The organism is Comamonas thiooxydans (assembly GCF_002157685.2).
Classification (GTDB): domain Bacteria; phylum Pseudomonadota; class Gammaproteobacteria; order Burkholderiales; family Burkholderiaceae_C; genus Comamonas; species Comamonas testosteroni_H.
Genome location: NZ_AP026738.1, coordinates 43,345 through 60,887, shown reverse-complemented (window position 1 = coordinate 60,887; position 17,543 = coordinate 43,345). Strand labels below are relative to the sequence as shown.

The window sequence follows — 17,543 nt, the reverse complement described above, 5'->3', positions numbered from 1 at the left end:
TCAAGCCTCACACCAGGGCCGCCTCCATGCCTGCGCGGCGCAGTTGCTCCAGCACCTCGCTCACATGGGCGTGGCCGCGTGTCTGCAGCACGAATTCGATCTCCACATTCTGCGCAGCCAGCATGGTGAAGGCACGCTGGTGATGGACTTCCTCGATATTCGCGCCGGCACCGGCCACCGTGGCCGTGATCTGGGCCAGCACGCCTGGTACGTCGCGCGCGCTGACACGCACGCGTGCCAGACGGCCGGAGCGCACCATGCCGCGCTCGATGATGGCGGCCAGCAGCATGGGGTCGATGTTGCCGCCCGACAGCACCAGGCCCACCTTCTTGCCCTTGAACTGCGCCGGATAGCGCAGCAGCGCCGCCAGGCCTGCCGCCCCCGCACCTTCGACCAGTGTCTTCTCGATCTCCAGCAGCATGAGCACGGCCTGCTCGATATCGCCCTCGTCCACCAGCAGCAGATCGTCCACGCAACGCTGCACCACTTCCTGGGTGATGAGCCCTGGCTGGGTCACCGCAATGCCCTCGGCAATCGTCGACGTGCCCATGGGCAGATCGGTATGGCGCAAGGCGTTGAGCATGGAGGGAAAGCGCTGGGTCTGAACCCCCACGACTTCGATCTCCGGCTTGATGGCCTTGGCCGCCGTGGCAATGCCCGCGATCAGGCCGCCGCCGCCAATGGCAATGACCAGCACATCCAGATCGCTCTGGGCCTGCAGGATTTCCAGTGCCAGCGTGCCCTGGCCGGCGGCAATCGCTTCGTCGTCATAGGGATGGACAAAGGTCAGCTGCTGCTCCTGCGCCAGCTGGTAGGCATGGGCGCGGGCCTCGGCCAGGGTGTCGCCATGCAGCACCACCTCGGCGCCGAAGCCGCGCGTGCGCTCCACCTTCACACCTGGGGTGAAACGCGGCATGACGATGACGGCACGCAAGCCCAGACGTTGTGCGTGATAGGCCACGCCCTGGGCGTGATTGCCCGCACTCATGGCGACCACGCCGCGTGCGCGCTCGGCATCGCTGAGCATGAGCAGCTTGTTCAGCGCGCCACGCTCCTTGAAGGATGCAGTGAACTGCAGGTTCTCGAACTTGAGATAGACCTGCGCCCCCGTGATCTGCGAAAGCGTGCGTGATTCCACGAAAGGGGTTTGAAGGACGGCGCCATTCAGGCGCGCAGCGGCGGCTTGGATATCTGCAAAGGTCAGCATGGTGAAGCCATTTTGCAAGCAGCTCATCACCCCGCGCCAGTGCTGGGTTTGCCGATCAGCGGCCTCCACCCCTGTTGCTCTTCAATTGATAGCTTCAAGCCTTTCATATGAAAGGGATTGCTCGCAAAAATACCTGAATTTCAGCGCCGCGCTGCGATGGACGAACAGCTAAGGATTTCCCTTAGTTAACGCAAAACATGCAACATAGTGCTTGAAATAGCGTGCATTTTTTTAAGTCGCCTGCATAATTGTGCCTACACCCAGTCAATAACTGCACTATTTTTCATCTCAGCAGGAGCCGAGCATGCAGCAGCAAACCGTCGTCGATTACCGCACCGACCCCAGCCAGTATCGGCACTGGTCGTTTGAAGTGGATGGCAATATCGCCCGGCTCAAGCTGGACATTGCCGAGGACGGCGGCATACGCCCCGGCTACAAGCTCAAGCTCAACAGCTATGACCTGGGCGTGGATGTGGAACTGCACGATGCGCTCAACCGCATCCGCTTCGAGCACCCGCAGGTGCGCTCCGTCATCGTCACCAGCGGCAAGGAACGCATCTTCTGCTCTGGCGCGAATATCTTCATGCTCGGAGTCTCGTCCCACGCCTGGAAGGTGAACTTCTGCAAGTTCACCAACGAGACCCGTAACGGCATGGAGGACAGCTCCCGGCACGACGGACTCAAGTTCGTTGCCGCCGTCAACGGTGCCTGCGCGGGTGGCGGCTACGAGCTGGCTCTGGCCTGCGATGACATCGTGCTGATCGACGACCGCTCCTCCTCGGTATCGCTGCCCGAGGTTCCGCTGCTGGGCGTGCTGCCCGGCACGGGCGGGCTGACGCGCGTCACCGACAAGCGCCATGTGCGCCACGACCTGGCCGACATCTTTTGCACCAGCGTGGAAGGCGTGCGAGGCCAGCGCGCCGTGGACTGGCGACTGGTGGATGCGATCGCCAAGCCCGCGCAGTTTGCCGAGGTGGTGCAGCAACGTGCCACGGCCCTGGGCGAAAGCAGCCCGCGCCCGGCTTCCGCCCAGGGCATACAGCTCGCCAGGCTGCAGCGCGAGCAAAGCCCGGACGGCCTGCACTATCGCCACGTCAGCGTGCAGATCGATCGCAGCAAGCGCAGCGCCACCATCACGGTCAAGGCCCCCAGCGGCGAACAGCCCGTCAGCCTTGAAGCCATAGAAAGCGCAGGCGCCGCCTGGTGGCCGCTGGCCATGGGCCGCGAGCTCGACGACGCCATCCTGCATCTGCGCACCAACGAGCTCGATGTGGGCACCTGGATTCTCAAGACCGAGGGCGATGCGCGCGCCGTGCTGGCGGCAGGCCAGTCTCTGATGGCGCACCGCGATCACTGGCTGGTGCAGCAAACCACAGGCCTGCTGCGCCGTACCTTTGCACGCCTCGATGTGTCGTCGCGCTCGCTGTTCGCCTTGATCGAGCCCGGCTCCTGCTTTGCCGGCATGCTGGCCGAGCTGGTCTTCTGCGCCGACCGAGCCTACATGCTGGTGCTGCCCGACGAACCCGAGCGCGAACCCGTCATCGAGCTCGATGCCTTCAACTTCGGCCTGCTGCCGCTGGTCAACGATCAAAGCCGTCTGCAGCGCCGCTTCTACGAGGAGTCCGGGCCCCTGGAAGCCGCGCGCGCAGCGGTGGGCAAGCCGCTCAACGGCGATGCGGCCCAGCAGCTCGGACTGGTCACCGCCGCGCTTGACGATATCGACTGGGAAGACGAGATCCGCATCGCCATGGAAGAGCGCGCCGCGATGTCGCCCGATGCGCTCACGGGCCTCGAAGCCAATCTGCGTTTCGCCAGCCAGGAAAACATGGTCACGCGCATCTTCGGGCGTCTGTCCGCCTGGCAGAACTGGATCTTCAACCGCCCCAACGCGGTGGGCGAAAAAGGCGCGCTGAAGCTCTACGGCACCGGACAGAAAGCCGGCTTCGATTTCAACAGGGTATGAGGAAACTCCCCCTGAGCGGCTACGCCGCGCCAGTTTCGCATCGAGTACGCGGTTTCATGAATCGGCAAAACATCACAGGAGACTTCCCATGAGCAGCATCGACTACAGCCAGAAGATTCCCAACAACGTGGACCTCAGCGGTGACCGCACGCTGCAGCGTGCGCTGGAGAGCTGGCAGCCCAGCTTCATCCGCTGGTGGGACGATGTGGGCCCCGAAGGATCGACCAACTACGATGTCTATCTGCGCACCGCGGTGAGCGTGGATCCGCAGGGCTGGGCGCAGTTCGGCTACGTCAAGATGCGTGACTATCGCTGGGGCATTTTTCTGAACCCGGCGGATCAGGAACGCAGCATTCACTTTGGCGATCACAAGGGCGAGAAAGCCTGGCAGGACGTGCCCGGCGAGCACCGCGCGAACCTGCGCCGCATCATCGTCACGCAAGGCGATACCGAGCCTGCATCGGTGGAGCAGCAGCGCCACCTGGGCCTGACCGCGCCGTCCATGTACGACCTGCGCAATCTGTTCCAGGTCAATGTGGAAGAAGGCCGCCATCTCTGGGCCATGGTCTACCTGCTGCACAAGCATTTCGGACGTGACGGACGCGAGGAAGCCGAGGCCCTGCTGGAGCGCCAGAGCGGCGATGAAAACAACCCGCGCATTCTGGGCGCCTTCAATGAAAAAACGCCGGACTGGCTGGCGTTCTTCATGTTCACCTACTTCACCGACAGAGACGGAAAATTCCAGCTCGCAGCGCTGGCCGAATCCGCGTTCGACCCGCTGGCGCGCACCACCAAATTCATGCTGACCGAAGAGGCGCATCACATGTTTGTCGGCGAGTCCGGCGTCTCGCGCGTTCTGGCCCGCACCTGCCAGGTCATGAACGAGCTCAAGACCGACGATGTGAGCAAGCTGCGCAACGCGGGCGTCATCGACCTGCCCACAATCCAGCGCTATCTGAACTTCCACTACAGCGTGACCATCGACCTGTTCGGCGCCGACCAGTCGAGCAATGCCGCCACCTTCTACAGCTCGGGCCTCAAGGGCCGTTACGAAGAGGGCAAGCGCGAGGACGACCACAAGCTGCACGACCAGAACTACAAGGTGCTGGAGGTGGTGGACGGCAAGTTGCAGGAGAAGGAAGTGCCCATGCTCAACGCCTTGAACGAGGTGCTGCGCGACGACTACATCAAGGACAGCAATGCCGGTGTGGGCCGCTGGAACAAGGTGATGGAGAAGGCCGGCATCGACTTTCGCCTGACGGTGCCGCACAAGGCCTTCAACCGGCAGATCGGAGCGCTGGCGGGCGTGCGCATCAGCCCCGACGGCCGTCCCGTGAGCGAGCAGGAATGGCTGGCCAGAAAGAGCGAGTGGCTGGCCGGCGACGACGACCGCAACTTTGTCGCATCGCTGATGAAGCCATGTCTGGAGCCCGGCAAGTTTGCCGGCTGGATCGCCCCGCCGGTCATGGGTATCAATCGCCAGCCCGTGGACTTCGAGTATGTGAAATTCTGATCCCCCTGAGCGGCCGAGCCGCCTCCCCCAAGGGGGACGACATCCTCGCGGCGGAGCGGCCCTTGCTCGATGTCACTGAGTGGGGTTGCCCCGGTTTGGAGAACAAAATGAGCACCATCACGCTGATTGAAAACGGCATCCTGAAGCAGCATCTGATCGACCCGGAGATCTGCATTCGCTGCAACACCTGCGAGGCGACCTGCCCCGTGGACGCCATCACGCATGACGACAACAACTATGTGGTCATGGCGGACAAGTGCAACGGCTGCATGGACTGCATCTCGCCCTGCCCCACCGGCTCCATCGACAACTGGCGGCTGGTGTCGGCAAGCAAGCCCTACAGCGTGGCCGAGCAGCTGGGCTGGGAGAGCCTGCCCGAAGAGCTTTCTGCCGATGCACTGGCCGCCGCGCAGAAGGCCGAGAATGCCGGCGATGTGCAGGATCTGAGCCAGGCCCAGGCAGTGATTGCGGCCGCTGCCGGTCTGGCCGAAAGCGGCGCTGCGGAAGTCTTTCGCGCAGCCAGCTATGGCGCCACCACGCCGCCCTGGTCTGCCGCCCATGCCTATACCAATCTGCATGGTCCCAAGGCTCCGGTAACGGCCACGGTGGTGGGCAATCTGAACTGTACGGAAGCCGGCTTCGACAACGAGACCCACCACATCGTGCTGGACTTCGGCGCCATGCCTTTCCCGGTGCTCGAAGGCCAGTCGCTGGGCATTGTTCCGCCCGGTGTGGATGCCGGCGGCAAGCCCCATGTGGCGCGCCAGTACTCGATTGCCAGCGCCCGCAACGGCGAACGCCCCGGCTACAACAATCTGGCATTGACCGTGAAACGCGTGGTCGAGGATCACCAGGGCCAGCCCGTGCGCGGCGTGGCCAGCAACTATCTCTGCGATCTGCAGGTGGGTGACAAGGTGCAGGTCATAGGCCCGTTCGGCAGCAGCTTTCTCATGCCCAACCACCCGCGCTCGCACATCGTGATGATCTGCACCGGCACGGGCAGCGCGCCCATGCGCGCCATGACGGAATGGCGCCGCCGCCTGCGCAAGAGCGGCAAGTTCGACAGCGGGAAACTGCTGCTGTTCTTCGGTGCGCGCACGCCTCAGGAGCTGCCTTATTTCGGCCCCCTGCAAAACCTGCCCAAGGACTTCATCGACATCAACTTCGCCTTCTCGCGCGTGGCCGGCCAGCCCAGGCGCTATGTTCAGGACGCCATGCGCGAGCGCTCGGCCGATCTCATGGAGTTGCTGCGCGACGACAACACGCACATCTATGTCTGCGGTCTCAAAAGCATGGAGGACGGCGTCGTTCTGGCCCTGCGTGACGTGGCCCAGCAGGCAGGCCTGGGCTGGGAGGAACTGGGAGCAAGACTCAAGCGCGAAGGACGTCTGCACCTGGAAACCTATTGAGGCCTCAAGCCCTCGCGAATCCTGTGGACGGAAAACAGGATTCGCGCATCAAGGCGGCGGCCGCATGTCATGCCCTTGACAGCGCAGCCCCTGCCAGCGACCTACAGTGCAACGACCATAACCCACGAAAGACATGGCATGAATGCACGGGCGAACTTTCTGCGCATGCAAGACAGCACGCGTGAAAACTGGCAGTTGATCGGCGGCGAATTTGCACACTTCACCAGCGGCCTGCCCGATAGGGTGATGGCCCATCTGAAGCTGCTGGAGGGCGACTATGGCGGCTTTCCGGTGGACCGCTATACGCACTCCCTGCAAACCGCCACGCGCGCGCTGCGCGACGGCCGCGACGAGGAGTATGTGGTGTGCGCGCTGCTGCACGACATTGGCGATACCCTGGGCTCGTTCAACCACCCCGATATTGCCGCCGCGATTCTTCAGCCCTTTGTGAGCGAGGCCAACCACTGGATGGTCCAGCATCACGGCATCTTCCAGGGCCATTACTTCTTCCATCACATCGGCCTGGACAGGGACATGCGCGAGCAGTTCCGGGAACATCCGCACTACCAGCGCACGGCCGAGTTCTGCGAACTCTATGACAACCCGGCCTTCGATCCCCGGGGGGAGACCCTGCCCCTGAGCGAGTTCGAACCCATGCTGCGCCGCCTGATGCAGAGGCCCCGGCAAAGCATCTACAAGGCCGCCATGGACACGGAGATGCAGAGCGCCCGGAAGCCGTAGCGGATACCGGCAAACCACCTTCAAAAGATGAGCTGGCACCGCACACCCATCAACGGATCTGGCCGTTATTCGATACCTATCCGTTGTACTGCAGGCGATTGCAGCTCATCTTTTTACAGGGCTCTGGCCCTCCCTCGCTGCTAATGCGCGTAGGCGTCCTGCGCCAGCGCGCAGGCCAGTATCCAGGCCGGGTCCACCAGCTCGGCGCCGCGGGCCTGCGGCGCCTGCGGCAGTGCCAGCGGGATTTCGGTGCAGCCCATGATCACGGGCACGGCGCCGTGGCGCTGCAGCAGTGGTGCCAGCGCCTCGCCGAAGCATTGCACGGCCAGCGGCATATCGCCCTGTTTCACGCCCTCGTAGATGCCTTGCATGAGCCGGGCCCGGCCCGCCGGTCCGGGCCGCAACGCGGCAATGCCGCAATCGGCCAGCGCCGCGTCGTAGAGGCCGCTGTCATAGGTGCCGTCCGTGGCCAGCACCAGGGCCTGACGCGCACCGCCTGCCTTCAGGTACAGCGCCGTCTGCTGCGCGATGTGCAGCACGCGCAGCTGCGGGAAAAGTGCCTGTATCTGCCCATGCCAGGCATGGGCCGTGTTGCAGGCCAGGGCCATGCTGCGCACGCCCAGGGCCGCGAGCCGGCCCGCGCCCTGCAGCAGATGCGCAGCCGGGCCCGCAGGGGACTGCGGATCGCGGCGCAGCGCCTGTGTGCGATCGGGCATGGGCAGTTGAACCAGCCAGTGCTCGGGATAGGCCTGGTCGTGCACGGGCAGGCCCTGGTCCTGCAGGTGCCGGGTGCAGGCCTGCACGAACAGGCGCACGAAATCCGCGCCCGCAGCAGGCCCCATGCCGCCGAGAATGCCCACTGCCCGCATCTCAGAACGCCGGCTTGTCGCCGCGCTCCTGCACGTTGCGCTGCAGCTGCTCGCTCATGGGCAGACCCAGGGCCGCGTTCTTGGGCGGAATGGGCTGCATGAACCATTTGTCGTAGAGCCTGGCGAAGGCGCCCGACTTCATCATGTCGCCGATCACGCCATCCACCAGCTGCTTGAACTGCGGGTCGTCCTTGCGCAGCATGCAGGCATAGGGCTCGACCTGCAGCGCATCGGCCACGACGTGGAAATCCTTGGGATTCTTGGCGTTGGCGATCAGGCCGTAGAGCAGGATGTCGTCCATGCCGAAGGCCGCGGCGCGGTCGTTCTCGACCAGCAGAAAGCCGTCGGCATGGTCTTTGGCCATGACGATGTTCATGCCCCAGCCCTGCTCGGCATTGGCCTTGCGCAGCACCTGCAGATTGGTGGTGCCGGTGGTGATGGCCGCGGTCTTGCCCTTGAGGTCGGCATAGCTCTGGATGCCCGAGCTCTTCTTCACCAGCAGCCGCGTGCCGGTGTAGAAGTGATTGACGGCAAAACCCACCTCCTTGGCCCGCACCGTGTTGTTGGTGGTCGATCCGCACTCCAGATCTATGGTGCCGTTGGCCAGCAGCGGCATGCGATTTTGCGAAGTCACGGCCTGCCAGCGCACCTCCAGCGCGGGTAGGTTCAACTGCTTTTTCACGGCTTCGGCCACCGCCTGCGAAAGCTCCACGGTCATGCCGATGGGCTTGCCGTTGTCCAGGTAGCTGAAGGGCACGGAGGACTCGCGGTAGGCCAGCGTGATGCGCCCGCTGTCGCGCACCTTGGCCAGGGTATCGGCATGGGCGGCGCCCAGAAAACCCAGGCCCAGTACTGCGCAAAGCACGGTGGAGTGAAGTTGCATGCGATGTCTCCTCTTCGGTGGTGGATGTGCCGCCAGTGTAGAAAGCACGCCCGACTCCCGGGGATGACAATATCGGGCGGATCCATGCCCCTGGTTTATGGGTGGCAGCACAGGCACGGCCATGCTCCGGGTAAACACCGCGACGAAGGACCAACCCGCCGCACGCATCGCGCGGACAGACCATAACCTGGGCGCATACCCTGCATGCCAAATGCCATGGCTGCCAGGCCCCGTACGGGCCTACAGTGCGGCGCATGGAGAAACGATCTATGCATGTCTGCATCGTGGGCGCCGGCATCGTCGGCCTGGCCACTGCCTATGCGCTGCAGCGCGCGGGCTGCCGCGTCACGGTCCTGGAGCGCGGGCCCGGCCCGGCAGCGGGCGCCAGCGGCGGCAACGGCGCGCAGCTCAGCTATTCCTACGTGCAGCCGCTGGCCGATCCCGGCATCTGGAAGATGCTGCCGCAGCTGCTACTGGATAAGGACTCGCCGCTGGCCCTGCGCCTGCGCGCCGACCCCGCCCAATGGGCCTGGGGACTGCGCTTTCTGGGCGCCTGCAATGCACGCGCTTCCATGGCCGGCACGCAGGCGCTGCTGAGGCTGGCCGCCGAAAGCCGGGAGGCTTTCGAGCGTCTGCAGGCGCAGGAATCCCTGAGCTGCGCACTGCACACGCCGGGCAAGCTGGTGCTCTACCACACGCAGCAGGGCCTGGATGCCGCGGCCCGGCAGGTGGCCCTGCAATCGCGCCTTGGCGGCGCCAGTCAGCAGGTGGTGGATGCGGCCACCGCCGTGCGCCTGGAGCCCGCGCTGGCCGGCTACGCGGGCCGCATGGCGGGCGCCGTTCACACCCCCAGCGAAAGCGCCGCCGACTGCCGCCAGCTGTGCGAGCAACTGGCGGCGCTGCTGGCCGTGCGCGGCGCCGAGTTGCGCTACAACACCGAAGTGCAGGGCTTCGAGCGCCAGGGCGACGCCGTCACCGGCCTGCGCACCGCCGCAGGCCTGCTGCAGGCCGAGCACTACGTGCTGGCCAGCGGCTGGGAAAGCCCGGCCCACGCGCGTCAGCTGGGCCTGCGCATTCCCGTCTATCCGCTCAAGGGCTACAGCATCACCGTGGACATAGGGTACGACCACACCCACACCCACGCCGCGCCGCGCGTGAGCGTGACCGACACCGCGCGCAAGGTGGTGTTCGCACGCCTGGGCGAGCGCCTGCGCGTGGCCGGCATGGTGGAGATCATCGGCCGCGACACACGCATCGATCCGGCCCGCATCGACAGCCTGCGCCGCTCCACGCAGCAGGTCTTTGCCCAGCTGCCGCTGCAGGGCTCGCTGCATCCCTGGAGCGGCATGCGCCCGGCCACGCCCACAGGCCTGCCCATCACCGGTCGCCAGCGCGGCGGCCCGCGCAATCTGTGGCTGCAGACAGGCCATGGCGCGCTGGGCCTGACGCTGGCCTTCGGCTCGGCCCAGCGGCTGGCTGCGCAGATGCGCGCGGCCTGAACCCGGGCTGCTCAGGAGGCGCTCAGAAGCTCCTGCAGGGCCTTGCGCATTTCCTGGGTCATGGCGCGCGCCAGCACCGATCCCGGGCGCTGGGGCAGGCTCAGCGCGTTCACGCCCACGGTGATGCGCGGCAGCAGCGGCACCACATGCACGCGGCGCCGGTCGGCCGCCAGGGCCGTGCAGCCGTCCATGATGGCCGCGCCCAGCCCGTATTCGGCCATGGACAGCGCCGCATGGTAGGTCTGCACCGTCACCACGGGCGACAGCCCCACGCCATGCTCGCGGCAGGCCTGGCCCAGGCGCATGCCCAGCGGGTCGCGCGCATCGAGCGCGACCACGGGCAGATCGGCCAGATCCTTGAGTTCCATGCCTTCGGCGCGCACGCGCGAAGGCGGCAGCAGTCCCTTGGGCAGCACACAGAACATGTCAACCTCGGCCAGCAGTTCGTGCTCCAGCGCGGGCTGGCCCACGGAGCTGATCACAAAGCCCACATCGGCCTCCTGCAGCAACAGGGCCGATACCACCTGCGGCGTGTGCAACGCCTGCACGTGCACCTGGACCTGCGGATGGCGACGCCTGAAGCCCGCCACGGCTCGCGGCAGCACCTCGCGACTGAGCGCGAATACCGTCAGCACATTGAGCCGGTCGGCAGACTGGCCATGACGCAGATTGGCGGCCAGGCGCTGCACCTCGTCGAGCTGCTCGAACAGCTTCTCGATATGCGGAAACAGGGCCAGTGCCTCATTGGTCGGCGTCAGCCGCCCCCGCGCGCGCTGGAACAGCGCAAAGCCCATCTGCAGCTCGGCATGCTGCAGCGTGCGGCTGACTGCGGGCTGGGTGACGTTGATGAGGCGCGCGGCCGCGCTGACGCTGCCGGTCTGCATCACGGCATTGAAGACTTCGATATGTCGCAGACGCATGCCCGGCCTCCTGCCACCGCCTCACTCGGACTGCGCGCGCGCCAGGCGTTCGCTCTTCCAGTACACATCGTCGCCGCCGTCGAGGCGGTTGAGCACGCGGGCCAGCACGAACAGCAGATCGGACAGGCGGTTCAGATACTGGCGCGGCGCGGCTCGCATGGCCTCGGCCTGCTCCAGCGCCACCACCTGGCGCTCGGCACGGCGCGCCACGGTGCGGCATACATGGGCCTGCGCGGCAGCGCGCGTGCCGGCCGGCAGGATGAACTCCTGCAGGCGCGGCAACTGCGCGTTGTAGTGGGCCAGCGCGTTGTCGAGCTGCAGCAGTGCATCGTCCTTGAGCAGCTCATAGCCCGGCATGGACAGCTCGCCACCCAGGTTGAACAGCTGATGCTGGATGTCGATCAACAGGTCGCGCACATCCTGGGGCATCGGCTCGCACAGCAGCAGGCCGATATGCGAGTTCAGTTCATCCACATCGCCCATGGCATGCGGGCGACCGCTGTTCTTGGAAACGCGGGTGTTGTCTCCGAGGCCGGTGGTTCCGTCATCTCCGGTGCGGGTGGCGATTTGCGTGAGGCGGTTGCCCATGGGTCATCCCTTGTCAAAACTGCGAGTTTTCAGGGCCGGCGCGGCCCTCAGATACTGCCGCCATTGTGCGTTACAGCCCGCAGGCAAATGTAGTCTGAGGCAACAGCAGGCAAAAGTGCTGGCCCTTTGCCGCCTCACAAGGTGCAATGCACTCCTGTTATCGCATAGAGAAGGAATGCCATTCATGAACAAGAAGAATCTGCTCAATTGCAAGGTCTCGTCATTCGAAGTCGTCAGCGTGGTGCTGTTCTCCGCACTCACCCTCGGCGGGGGCATGGCTTTTGCGCAAACCGGCGGCAGCAACGCCGGCAACAACAAGGAGCCTGCGCGCATCGTGCAATCGGGCGCGGCCACCGGTGTGCAGCAGGCCCCAACCGCCAAGAACAGCGTGCAAGCGGCCTTCGAGCGTGCCGACGCCAATCGCGACGGTCAGCTCAGTGCACAGGAGGCACGCCAGTTGCCTGTCATCTCCCAGCGCTTCGAAGAGATCGACAGCGACCGCAACGGCCAGCTGTCACGCGCCGAATTCGACAAGGGCGCTCAGCAGTACTGAGGCCTTGCCGCGGCGCTTTCCTGATCACGCCACAGCGCTGAGTTCCTCCTGCGGCAAGGCGAACTCGGCCCCGGCATAGTCCAGGTGAATCTCGAACTCGCGGCGCAGCAGACGCTGCGCCCAGTCATCGACCAGGCTGCGCTGCGCAGCACTCACGCCGGCCCCCATTTCCAGCCGCACCAGGCTAGGCTCCTCGAGGCCGAAGGCACGATAGCCGCCCAGCGGCAGCAGGCCCCGGGCATGGTCCTCGACGGCGCGAAACAAGGCCTCGCCGGAATCGCAGATTGCCGAGGCCACAAACACTTCGGGGTCGCGCTCCACCCAGTTCAGCACATTGCCGATCTGCGCCACGCCATGCGCCCGGCAGGCCTGCGTGACGCCGGGGCGACCGCCATCGAGCATGGCAAACACAATGTCCAGATCCGTCTGCTCGACCATCGCCGAGACACAGGTGCGGGCCCAGCCCGGACGATGCTGGTGACCACAGAACTGGGTGACCAGCTGCCCCTCGAAGCCGGCGCGCCTGAGACCGTCCGCATAGGCCGCGCGGCCACGCAGACCTGGCGGTACTTTCTCGCCCGAGAAATGCCCCACCTTGCCCGTCTTGCTCCACTGGCTGGCCAGCACGCCGGCGAGGAATGCCGACTGCTCCTGCAGCACCTCGTAACGCGCCACATTGGGAGCCGCCCAGCTGCCTTGCGTGACCGCGAAGGCCTGCTGGGGCCAGCGCTCGGCCAGGATCTGCACCGGACCGTCACCCTGACCGCCATGCGCAAGAATCAGCGCATAGCGACCGCCGCACAATGCGGACATTTCGGCGGCGCGCTGCTGCGCCGACTGGCCGGCCACCCAGAGCACATCGACCTCATGGCCGGCCTCTCTGGCCTTGTGGGCTCCGCGCAGTCCCGACTCATTGAAACTGCCCTGCCCTTCGGGGCCAAACAGCACCACGGCATAGCGTGGCTTGCGGGGTGAATGCAGGTTTTCGTTGCTCATCGTTGTCCTGATTGCTTAAAGTTTTGCGCCGGTCTTTTTCGCGATATCGCCCCAGGCCAGATGCTGGTCTGCAATCAGCTGGGTGAAGGCTTTGGATTCCATGTCCCGGGTCACGAATCCCTGGGCTTCGAGCGTCTGTGCAAACTCGGGGCGCGCGCTGATCTGCCGCACCGCGCTGGCGATTCTTTCGGCCAGCGCCCTGGGCAGGCCGGCGGGTGCCGAGATGCCGACGAAATTCTCGGAAACCAGCTGTGCCAGTCCCAGTTCGGCCACGCTGGGCACCGTCGGTGCCTGCGCCACGCGGCGTGACGATGTCAGCGCCAGCAGCTTGAGCCGGCCCTGCTTGTGCAGCGCGATGTTCTGCGGCAGCGCATCGATGGCCAGCTTGATATGGCCGCTGAGCAGATCCGCACGCATGGGACCGGCACCGCGATAAGGCACATGCTCCATGGACAGCTTGAGCGTCTGCGCAAACTGCTCGCCCACCAGATGCCCCACCGAGGCAGCGCCACCGCTGCCAAAGGCCACGGGAGCAGGCTGCTCCTTGATCCAGCTCACCAGCTCGCTCAGGCTGTTGGCGGGCACCGAGGGATGCACTGCAAACACCGTGGGCACGGCACCGATATAGGCCAGGTGTTCGAAGCTGCGCAAGGGGTCGTAGCCAGGACTTTGCAGCAGCGATGGCGCAATCGACAGCGCCGCCGAATTGGATACCAGCAGCGTGTAGCCGTCGTTGGCGCTGTGCGCCACGATCTGCGCGCCAATCGACGAGCCCGCGCCTGGCTTGTTGTCTATGACCACACTCTGGCCCAGCTTCTCGGCCAGCGCGGGAGCCAGCACCCGCGCCACGATATCGCTGGATCCGCCGGGCGGAAAGGTCACGACCAGTTTGATGGGTCGTGCCGGCCAGGCCTGCGTCTGCGCCGCACGCACATGCCATGCAGCGCCCAGCATGCCTGCCGCCGACACCCCGGCCAGCCCCTGTATGAATGATCTGCGACCCGTATCGCGCATGGCTTTGCCCTCCGAACTGCTTTTGGTTTGAAGCGAGCTCTGCAGCGCACGCCATGAGGCTTGCCAATATAGGCACACTAGGAGCAAACCCTAAACACTGATTTCTCATTAGCTAGGGCGGAACTTATCTATGTGCCCGCGGCAGACGGCTGCGCCACGGCGAAACCGCGATCTCTGCCAGCTCCAACGGGCATGCGCCATGCGTATCGATTGCGACCTTGAGCGGCATGGCCTAGTACCCAATACGTACACGCCCTGATCGGGCCAGGTGATATTCTTTTTCTCCTCTGGAGACCCCGATGAACGCACCTGTTTCCCATACCTCGCTGCAGCCCGATTTCGTGCAGCGCCCCATCCCCGAAGAATTTCTGCAGGCTCTGCAAACACGTTTCGGCGGTCAGTGCTCCACGGCATTGGCCGTGCGCGAGCAGCATGGCCGCGACGAAGGCGCGATTTCCGCGCCCCCTCCGGCTGCCGTGGTGTTTGCCGAGTCCACCCAGGACGTGCAGGACGCCGTCAGGCTCTGCGACCAGTACGGCGTGCCCGTGATTGCCTATGGCGCAGGTTCGTCGCTGGAAGGCCATCTGCTGGCCGTGCAGGGTGGCATCACCATCGACGTCAGCCGCATGAACCGGGTGCTCTCGGTCAATACCGAAGACCTGACCATCACCGTGCAACCCGGCATCACGCGCAAGGCGTTGAACGAGGCCATCAAGGACACCGGCTTCTTCTTTCCCATCGACCCCGGTGCCGACGCTTCGATCGGCGGCATGACCTCGACCCGCGCCAGCGGCACCAATGCCGTGCGCTACGGCACCATGCGCGAGAACGTGCTGGCCCTGGAGGTAGTGACGGCCAGCGGCGAAGTGGTGCGCACCGGCAACCGTGCCAAGAAGAGCGCCGCCGGCTACGACCTGACCCGCCTGCTGGTGGGCAGCGAAGGCACGCTGGGCATCTTCACCGAGATCACGCTGCGCATCTACCCGCTGCCCGAAGCGGTGAGTGCAGCCATCTGCTCTTTTTCCAGCATCGAGAACGCCGTGCACGCGGTGATCCAGACCATCCAGATGGGCATTCCCATCGCCCGCGTGGAGCTGGTCGATGTGAATTCAGTGCGCATGGTCAATGCCTACAGCAAGCTGTCCCTGCGGGAAGAGCCCATGCTGCTGATGGAGTTCCACGGCTCCCCCACCGGCGTGAAGGAGCAGGCCGAGATGGTTCAGGACATTGCCCATGAATTCGGCGGCAATGCCTTTGAATGGGCCGAACGCCCCGAAGACCGTACGCGCCTGTTCACCGCGCGCCACAACGCCTATTTCGCGGCCGTCTCCAGCGTGCCCGGATGCCGCTGCATCACCACCGATGCCTGTGTGCCCATCAGCCGCCTGGCCGATGCGCTGCTGGAGTGCGTGACCGAAGCCGATGCCAGTGGCATCCCCTACTTCCTGGTCGGCCATGTGGGCGACGGCAACTTCCACTTCGGCTATCTGATCGATCCCGACAACGACACCCAGCGCCAGCAGGCCGAGCAACTCAACCACACGCTGGTGGCGCGCGCGATTGCGCTGGGCGGTACCTGCACGGGCGAGCACGGCATCGGCATCCACAAGCAGGGCTTTTTGCTCGAAGAGGCGGGAGCCGGTGCGGTGCAGATGATGCGCGCCATCAAGCAGGCTCTGGACCCCAAGAACATCCTGAACCCGGGCAAGATCTTCCAGCTGCAGTGAGCCTTGCTCGCGCTGGCTGAAGACGCACAAACCATGAAAAAGGGCCTGCAGTTGCAGGCCCTTTTCTGTTCTCGGATCGGTGCTTTACTTGCCGACCTTGAGCTGACCGCCACGACCCAGGCCGCCCTTGACTTCCTGTGCCTTGTAGTTGCGCAGCGAGATCACCATATTGTTGTAGGCATCCATGAAGGCGGCCACCGTGGCCTTGCCTTCGGGAGAGCGCGAGAAGCCGCCCAGACCACCACCCACGCCACCGCCGAACGCGCCCATGGCTGCGCCGAAGTTGGTGGCTGTGGAGTTGCCTTCGGAGATGGAGATCTGCACGCCAGAACGGATGTCGAACATGCTCAGCGTCACCACCGAAGCCTTACTCTGCATGGCACCGCCGATCAGCGTACCCACATTGCCGAACAGACCGCCCACGCCCGCTGCCAGCTGACCGGTTGCATCGTTGTCGATGATGATGGAAGGCTCCATGTAGTAATCGGCTGCCACGCGCTGGCCCTTTTGCTGCTTGGAGCCGGCGCGGAATTCACCGGAATTTCGCTGCTTGTCGGTGATCGCCGACATCTTGCTTTCGGTGCGGTTGTTGCCGATGGAGGTGATCACGAAGCAGTTGGACTGCTGCACGGCCAGACGGATCAGGGGCTCGATGGTCGTGATCTTGGTGGCGGCGCCAAAGCTGGCATACCACTCCTTGCCGCGACCGTCGTCCACAGCCAGCGTACCCAGAGGGGCATCGCAACGCTCGAGCGTAGAGTTCGCATTCACGCTGGTTGCGCCGCCCGCTGCGCCAGTGGCAGCCGTGGGAGCCGTACCTGTGGAAATGGTGCCGCCGCCGGGGGTCACGCAGCCGCCCAGTGCCAGGGCCGATGCGATGGCTGCCAGACGCAGCGTTGTCTTCTTGGACATAGTGATGCTTTCAAAAAAATAAAAATGCTGCAGCGCTCACAGCGCCTCAGCGGTAATACCAACCCGACGAGCCCCACACCATGTAGTAGGGCGCGCCCACATACCAGCCATTCCAGGACTTGCGCTCGTCCTCGATGGCCTGATAGCGTGCATGAGCATTCTGTTTGGCGGCTTGCGCCTGGGGCAGCAGGCGCTTGGCTTCCTTGAAACCCTTGGCGGCAGCACGCGACAGCCAGGCCTCGGCTTCGGCGGGGTCCGGACCCATTTCTTCAAAGCCCAGCAGATATAGACGGCCCAATGCAAACTGGGCCTGACCGTTACCGGCATCACCGGCCTTGCGCATCCATTCGATGGCCTGATAGCTGTTGCGCTCCACGCCATCGCCGCGCAGATAGCGCAGCCCCAGGTCATAGGCTGCGCGAGGATCGGCTTCGGCTTTTTGCACCAGTGCCGCCAGGCGGCGCTCCGCCTCGGGATTGACGGGCTCGCCACGGAAAGTCGCGACATTGCGCGGCAGCTCGGAACAGTTATTGCCTTCGCACAGGCGCACGGTGGGCGAAGCAGGTGCCAACTGCTCCTGCGGTGTCTGTACCGCGCATGCTGTCAATGCAAGAGCCGCCAATGAAAAGGTGGGGGCGAGCAGGCGCATGGATGTCTCCTCTGAATTCTCAGCCGCTGAAAGCCGAAAAGTATACATAAGCAAAAATCAGTAATTTTTACGACGAGTTGACAACACGCATACCCCACCA

Annotated in this window: 16 protein-coding genes; 7 read left to right on the top strand and 9 right to left on the bottom strand. The window is 64.7% G+C overall.

The annotated features are described in order from the left end of the window. Positions 1 to 7: 7 nt before the first annotated feature. Complete coding sequence (locus CTR2_RS00260; protein WP_087085783.1) at positions 8 to 1,207, bottom strand: threonine ammonia-lyase; 1,200 nt, start codon at positions 1,205 to 1,207, stop codon at positions 8 to 10. Between the two features lie 304 nt (positions 1,208 to 1,511). Between CTR2_RS00260 and boxC the strand changes: the two genes are divergently transcribed. The 4 genes from boxC (at position 1,512) to CTR2_RS00240 (ending at position 6,833) form a co-directional block, all read left to right on the top strand. Continuing rightward, positions 1,512 to 3,170, top strand: a complete 1,659-nt coding sequence (boxC, locus tag CTR2_RS00255) for a 2,3-epoxybenzoyl-CoA dihydrolase (RefSeq protein ID WP_087085546.1) — start codon at positions 1,512 to 1,514, stop codon at positions 3,168 to 3,170. An 88-nt stretch (positions 3,171 to 3,258) separates the two neighbouring features. Continuing rightward, complete coding sequence (boxB, locus tag CTR2_RS00250; protein WP_087085547.1) at positions 3,259 to 4,683, top strand: benzoyl-CoA 2,3-epoxidase subunit BoxB; 1,425 nt, start codon at positions 3,259 to 3,261, stop codon at positions 4,681 to 4,683. A gap of 107 nt (positions 4,684 to 4,790) precedes the next feature. Beyond that, positions 4,791 to 6,092 carry a benzoyl-CoA 2,3-epoxidase subunit BoxA gene (gene boxA, locus CTR2_RS00245; RefSeq protein ID WP_087085548.1) on the top strand — a complete coding sequence of 434 codons (1,302 nt, stop codon included), beginning with the start codon at positions 4,791 to 4,793 and terminating at the stop codon, positions 6,090 to 6,092. Between the two features lie 138 nt (positions 6,093 to 6,230). Continuing rightward, the gene (locus CTR2_RS00240) at positions 6,231 to 6,833 is read left to right on the top strand and encodes an HD domain-containing protein (RefSeq protein ID WP_087085549.1); all 603 of its coding nucleotides are present in this window, start codon (positions 6,231 to 6,233) and stop codon (positions 6,831 to 6,833) included. Positions 6,834 to 6,973: 140 nt separating this feature from the next. On the opposite strand, the gene CTR2_RS00235 is transcribed toward CTR2_RS00240, so the two are convergent. Both CTR2_RS00235 and CTR2_RS00230 read right to left on the bottom strand, forming a co-directional pair. Beyond that, positions 6,974 to 7,702, bottom strand: coding sequence for an aspartate/glutamate racemase family protein (locus CTR2_RS00235; RefSeq protein WP_087085550.1), 729 nt, complete (start codon positions 7,700 to 7,702; stop codon positions 6,974 to 6,976). A gap of 1 nt (position 7,703) precedes the next feature. After that, positions 7,704 to 8,585 (bottom strand): amino acid ABC transporter substrate-binding protein, encoded by an 882-nt coding sequence (locus CTR2_RS00230; RefSeq protein WP_087085551.1) that lies wholly within the window; start codon positions 8,583 to 8,585, stop codon positions 7,704 to 7,706. Positions 8,586 to 8,854: 269 nt separating this feature from the next. Between CTR2_RS00230 and CTR2_RS00225 the strand changes: the two genes are divergently transcribed. Continuing rightward, on the top strand, positions 8,855 to 10,084 hold the full coding sequence (locus CTR2_RS00225; RefSeq protein WP_087085552.1) for a D-amino acid dehydrogenase: 1,230 nt from the start codon (positions 8,855 to 8,857) through the stop codon (positions 10,082 to 10,084). Positions 10,085 to 10,095: 11 nt separating this feature from the next. On the opposite strand, the gene CTR2_RS00220 is transcribed toward CTR2_RS00225, so the two are convergent. Both CTR2_RS00220 and CTR2_RS00215 read right to left on the bottom strand, forming a co-directional pair. Then, a complete protein-coding gene (locus CTR2_RS00220) occupies positions 10,096 to 11,004 on the bottom strand; it encodes a LysR substrate-binding domain-containing protein (RefSeq protein ID WP_034382670.1) in 909 nt (302 codons plus the stop codon). Between the two features lie 21 nt (positions 11,005 to 11,025). Further along, the gene (locus CTR2_RS00215) at positions 11,026 to 11,592 is read right to left on the bottom strand and encodes a cob(I)yrinic acid a,c-diamide adenosyltransferase (RefSeq protein WP_087085553.1); all 567 of its coding nucleotides are present in this window, start codon (positions 11,590 to 11,592) and stop codon (positions 11,026 to 11,028) included. A gap of 184 nt (positions 11,593 to 11,776) precedes the next feature. Between CTR2_RS00215 and CTR2_RS00210 the strand changes: the two genes are divergently transcribed. Further along, positions 11,777 to 12,145: an EF-hand domain-containing protein gene (locus CTR2_RS00210; RefSeq protein WP_087085554.1), complete on the top strand. Its 369-nt coding sequence runs from the start codon at positions 11,777 to 11,779 to the stop codon at positions 12,143 to 12,145. Between the two features lie 24 nt (positions 12,146 to 12,169). Here CTR2_RS00210 and CTR2_RS00205 read toward each other — a convergent pair whose 3' ends face one another. Further along, positions 12,170 to 13,141, bottom strand: coding sequence for a BMP family lipoprotein (locus CTR2_RS00205; protein ID WP_087085555.1), 972 nt, complete (start codon positions 13,139 to 13,141; stop codon positions 12,170 to 12,172). 15 nt (positions 13,142 to 13,156) lie between these two features. Further along, positions 13,157 to 14,155, bottom strand: coding sequence for a Bug family tripartite tricarboxylate transporter substrate binding protein (locus tag CTR2_RS00200; protein WP_087085556.1), 999 nt, complete (start codon positions 14,153 to 14,155; stop codon positions 13,157 to 13,159). A gap of 299 nt (positions 14,156 to 14,454) precedes the next feature. Between CTR2_RS00200 and CTR2_RS00195 the strand changes: the two genes are divergently transcribed. Continuing rightward, a complete protein-coding gene (locus CTR2_RS00195) occupies positions 14,455 to 15,882 on the top strand; it encodes an FAD-binding oxidoreductase (protein WP_310222405.1) in 1,428 nt (475 codons plus the stop codon). Between the two features lie 84 nt (positions 15,883 to 15,966). On the opposite strand, the gene CTR2_RS00190 is transcribed toward CTR2_RS00195, so the two are convergent. After that, positions 15,967 to 16,794, bottom strand: coding sequence for a hypothetical protein (locus tag CTR2_RS00190; RefSeq protein ID WP_003065256.1), 828 nt, complete (start codon positions 16,792 to 16,794; stop codon positions 15,967 to 15,969). Positions 16,795 to 16,840: 46 nt separating this feature from the next. After that, the gene (locus tag CTR2_RS00185) at positions 16,841 to 17,443 is read right to left on the bottom strand and encodes a tetratricopeptide repeat protein (RefSeq protein WP_003065258.1); all 603 of its coding nucleotides are present in this window, start codon (positions 17,441 to 17,443) and stop codon (positions 16,841 to 16,843) included. Between the last annotated feature and the right edge of the window lie 100 nt (positions 17,444 to 17,543).